Consider the following 254-nt stretch of genomic DNA (forward strand, 5'->3'; position numbering starts at 1 on the left):
GGTCTCGACGTGGGGCTTCCACATCGACCCCAAACCGTTCGAGGGCAAGGTGATCGCCGACACCGGCGACGCCATCGTCGTCAAGATCGGTCGGGCCGAATTCGCCGTGCTCGATCGCGCGCTGGTGACCGAAGTGCCTGTTGAGGGTGCCAAGGTGCAGGTCCAGCCGTATGCCCGACGCCGTTTCGACGGTCTGCGCGCGGACACGCCGGAAGAACTCACTGAGTACGCTGCTGACGGCACGCCCTTCACCC

General features: G+C 65.7%; 1 pseudogene. It reads left to right on the plus strand.

Annotation, left to right across the window (positions count from 1 at the left end):
- Positions 1-254: pseudogene (locus AAEY88_RS14590) on the plus strand (GTPase); the annotation flags it as partial.

It is taken from the genome of Psychrobacter sp. CAL346-MNA-CIBAN-0220 (genome assembly GCF_040309805.1).
Taxonomy (GTDB): domain Bacteria; phylum Pseudomonadota; class Gammaproteobacteria; order Pseudomonadales; family Moraxellaceae; genus Psychrobacter.